The 4,135-nt window shown below is 42.4% G+C and carries 3 protein-coding genes; 1 reads left to right on the plus strand and 2 read right to left on the minus strand.

Annotated elements, in window-relative coordinates:
- The first annotated feature begins 523 nt into the window (after positions 1–523).
- Positions 524–1,312 (plus strand): ANT(3'')-II family aminoglycoside nucleotidyltransferase AadA27, encoded by a 789-nt coding sequence (locus AC4CVF_RS22220; RefSeq protein ID WP_050041693.1) that lies wholly within the window; start codon positions 524–526, stop codon positions 1,310–1,312.
- A gap of 45 nt (positions 1,313–1,357) precedes the next feature.
- On the opposite strand, the gene AC4CVF_RS22225 is transcribed toward AC4CVF_RS22220, so the two are convergent.
- Positions 1,358–3,172, minus strand: coding sequence for a relaxase family protein (locus tag AC4CVF_RS22225; RefSeq protein ID WP_176453806.1), 1,815 nt, complete (start codon positions 3,170–3,172; stop codon positions 1,358–1,360).
- A complete protein-coding gene (locus AC4CVF_RS22230) occupies positions 3,162–3,563 on the minus strand; it encodes a MobC family plasmid mobilization relaxosome protein (RefSeq protein ID WP_050041694.1) in 402 nt (133 codons plus the stop codon). Before AC4CVF_RS22230 ends, AC4CVF_RS22225 begins: the two co-directional genes overlap by 11 nt.
- Positions 3,564–4,135 lie beyond the last annotated feature (572 nt).

The following is a 4,135-nucleotide window of genomic DNA, read 5'->3' on the forward strand; positions in this document are numbered from 1 at the left end:
TCCGCTTGTGTGGGATTCCCCTGTAACGGTTTAGCTCCAATCTCTCGATCTTCACTATCGCTACGATGCACCAGTGACACTTATTCCCTCCACATGCACCGCATATCTTCCTTTAAAAAAGGCGAACAGAAGCTGATAAGGCTCGAATACAGTCTATGTATTGCTTATTGGATGAACGAGAATCAAGTAACGAAAGACTTTTTACTGATACAATGCTTGCCATTTTTTATCAATTTGATAGAATCTGAAAAGCGGTACAAGCCGAAAGGTGAAATCAGTACGAGCGTCTAACTCTGCTGATCTTCGTTACTTGATGCTCTTAACATCAAATAACTGCGTACCACCAAATTTAAGACAAAACCCCTCTAAGTTGCAAGACTCAGAGGGGTTTTTCTTTAGGTTTTAACTACAACTTTTCATTAGAATTGTTGCAAGGACTCTTTTTTTATATATTTCAAATTTTTTAACAAGATTTTTATTTGTTTCTCCTACTCCTAACTCATGCCCGAAAAAGAGGTCAAGCATGTCCGAAACCTTGCAACTTGAACAGTTAACAGAATCTTTACAGCAGCTTTTGGGTGAATCCCTCTTTGCCATTTATCTGTATGGTTCAGCTGTTGATGGCGGGCTAGGTCCAGAAAGTGATCTGGATGTTTTGGTTGTGGTGAATCAAGCACTGACACTCCATCAAAGACAGCAACTGGCAGAAACCTTATTAAAAATTTCGTATCCAATTGGGGCTGCACAGCGTGCACTTGAAGTCACCATCGTACTTAAAGAGCAAATTCTCTCAGGCAGTTATCCACTCAGCTACGAACTACAATTTGGGGAGTGGTTACGGGAGGAGTTAAACCAAGGTGCTTTGCTCCGCGCACATACAGACCCTGATCTGAGTATTTTGCTGAAGAAAGCACAAATGCATCATCGTAGTTTGTTGGGGCCAAGTTTGACACAGTGGTCAACGGCAATTCCTGAACAGCACCTCTGGCAGGCAATGGCAGACACCTATCCCTCTATTGTGGCACATTGGGATGAGGATGCCGATGAACGTAATCAGATTTTGGCCTTATGCCGTATTTATTTTAGCTTGATAACGAATGAGATTGTGCCTAAAGACCAAGCCGCACACTGGGTGATAGCTCAGTTACCGTCGCTGCATCAACCCATTTTGCAGCGCATGATCCAAGAATATAAAGGTGAGATACGCAAACAAAACTGGCAACAACAGCATCAGGCTTTAGGCCCTGTTGTTGACTTCCTTAGTTCAAAAATTGATGAACAATTTAATAAGAAGAGTAGCCTAATCAAGTAATAGTGTTTTAACCAAGCATTTTGAGCTGACGGGCTTCTATAAGCCCTACATCCCCCAACTCATCCCTCGATCTTGCTTAGGTTGGGGCTGTTCCATTTCCATTTTCCGTTCCTTCATCTGGATGATATTCGCTTCAATAGTTCGGACGTTTCGAGCAAATTCTGCTGCGCTTTGGCTACTTCTGACGAGACTGACTGCTGTACGGTTGAGATTTTCTCCAGTACGTCCTCGTAGTTCGTTGTAATTTGGCTCATCTCTCTGACTTTGCCATTGATCTGCTCGGTATACGTTGCCGTACTTCTCTCTAATTCGTGAAATTGCGTCTGTGTTGTCGATAATGACTTTTGTGTTTGCACTAAGCCTTTCTGTACGCTCTCCATTGCCTTTGATTGTGCTGATAAGGCTTGGATAATTTTCTTTTGCATCACGTCTAAACTCTGCTGTTGCTGCTGCAATTGCGCTTGTTGTTGCTGTAATTGCTGCTGTTGTTCTTCGATGATTTTCAATAACTGTGTTTCTAATTCGGTCATCGTTTAATACCCCATCGGAATCATGTAACCGTTCTGCCATTCGCCTGCATTCTTGTTGATCTGAATACATAAGCGTTGGGCTTTGCTGTTTTGCTGTCTGCATGTGCTGAACGTCAAACTGCCCCCCGATCGGTTCAGGTGATCCACTCGCATTTGTTTCTCGTTGATCGTCATATTGAGCGTCTGAATCTCGCTGTACTTGCTTTTCCCCATAAAACTGAGCGCAATAATGAGAATAATCAAAATAACAGCGCCCAAAATCAGTGCCATATTCAAAGTAGTAAGCTGTTTCAGTAGGCTTTTGTTCTGAACTTGCTGTTCTTCTGTCTGTATCTGCTCGTTCATTTGCTTTAAACGGCTCAATTTGGACTGTAGCAAGGCTTGGTACTGGTCGAGCTGCTTTTCGATCTGCTGTGAGCTGTTCTGTAGGTTCTGCGCTAATTTCTCGTCTGACTGTTGGATAGCGGTCGCTGTGATATTGGCTCTTGTGCTTAAGTTGTCTTTGATAATCTGTGACGTTTGCTCGATACCGCTCAGAAGTTGTTCCTCGGTACGTTGCAATTCGCTGTTGTACTTCTTGTCGATATTCGCCAGTAGCTCTAAAGCCTTGCTCATAAACCTCTCCATTCAAACGGATAGGACGTGTTGCGCCCTCATATGGATTTTCAATTGATATTGATTTTTGGGTCTGTCGGGTGACTTTGACGTCATTGGACTCAAGCCATTCAACCAATTTTTGCCGATCGGCAATTTCACCATTGGCAACGGCTCGATAGATACGTTGATGTAATTGCGCTTTAAAGTCCCGAACGTCCTTTGGGAGGTTCTTCTTATTGATTAAAAGCTGCTGATTGTTCGGGTCATCAGGGTCATACAGTCTATGTTCCGCATTGGTAATCTGCTTAAACAGATCTACTCGATCGAGATCTACCGGTGCATAAAATGGCTGTAGCCGTTTGCCTGTCGAAAGTTCCACATTAGGAATCACAAAATTCAGCTCAAGCCGAGTCTCTCCAGTAACTTGGTTCACCTTATCTTGGTGCTGTACCCATAGAACTTTATACTGATCTTGATCAAGGCCAGGAAAAAGACACTGCTCAAAATTCTGCATGATCTGCTGTTTATCCTGGTCAGATAAATCATGCTCGTAAAAGGATAAACAACCGCTGGTATATTTCTTGGCAAAAGGGCTGCTATCAATGAGTTGTGCTGTCAGCTCCACATCACCACTTAAAACCTGTGCATGTTCTCGCACTCGATCTTCACCAAGTAAATAATCTAGACAACCTTTGGATAAACCTGTGCCATGTCTAAAAAAATCAACGATCATCTGGACGTAACTCCCGAAGTTGCTGATCTATGGAAATCAACAAATGAAGTAACTTCACTTTGTCAAAAGTACCTGTCCCTGCAATATCCGTATTAATAGCCTTGGCAATCTGATTGACGTTATTACCTATGCGACCTAACTCTAAAATTAAAGAACGTTCTGTCTTGGTATATGAAGATTCAACAACGTTTTTTGCTTTAATTTTTTGGTCATCATCTGCTTTTGAATTATGAATCTGTGTTGCTTTCTCTACTGCCGATTGACGTAGCAACTTTGCGATTGAACCAAAAGGATTATTAGCATCAAGCAATTGGTACTCTGATTCTGAAAGTCTGACTTTAAACGTCCGTTCCCGAACCGCTTTCTGTTTAGTTACTGAATCTATTTCCATTTGATCAATCCAATTCTCGGTATGAAACCGGTTTAAGGGAAAATCTTTGATTTTTCTTTAAGCCGGTTTTCGGGGTATCGGGGGTGAAGCCCCTGATCAAGGTCACAGCTTAGCACTATTGAACATCGTGAAATAGGGGTAACTGTGTATCCTTGCTTATCAATTACGGACAAATTTGTTCTATAAATTATTAAATCAAATGACTCGGTATATAAACTCTAGAAAGTATTGGCATTAATCTTGTAAAACTAAAGACGCTCAACTCTTTCTCACCGCCACCACAGCCTTCGCTTCGCTCAGGCAGATGGTGGACGTTGAGAGAGTTTCGGCAATACTCTCCCTAAGGGCTGTCATTCAAAAAATGACACTTCCCTTAAGTATTGCCGATTTAACCTGATTAGGCTGACGGAGCCACGCATCGGTCGTATCCGCACCATGCTTTACATACATGGTAGACAAGGACTAAAAGTTTTGTACCTTCCCCCACGCGCTCCCTGTCGAAGTATGGTGGTATCTCTGCGAGGATTTCTCCAACATGCAACTTAACCAACCTATACAACTACTCTCAACGC

The organism is Acinetobacter sp. LipI_19, from assembly GCF_058242925.1.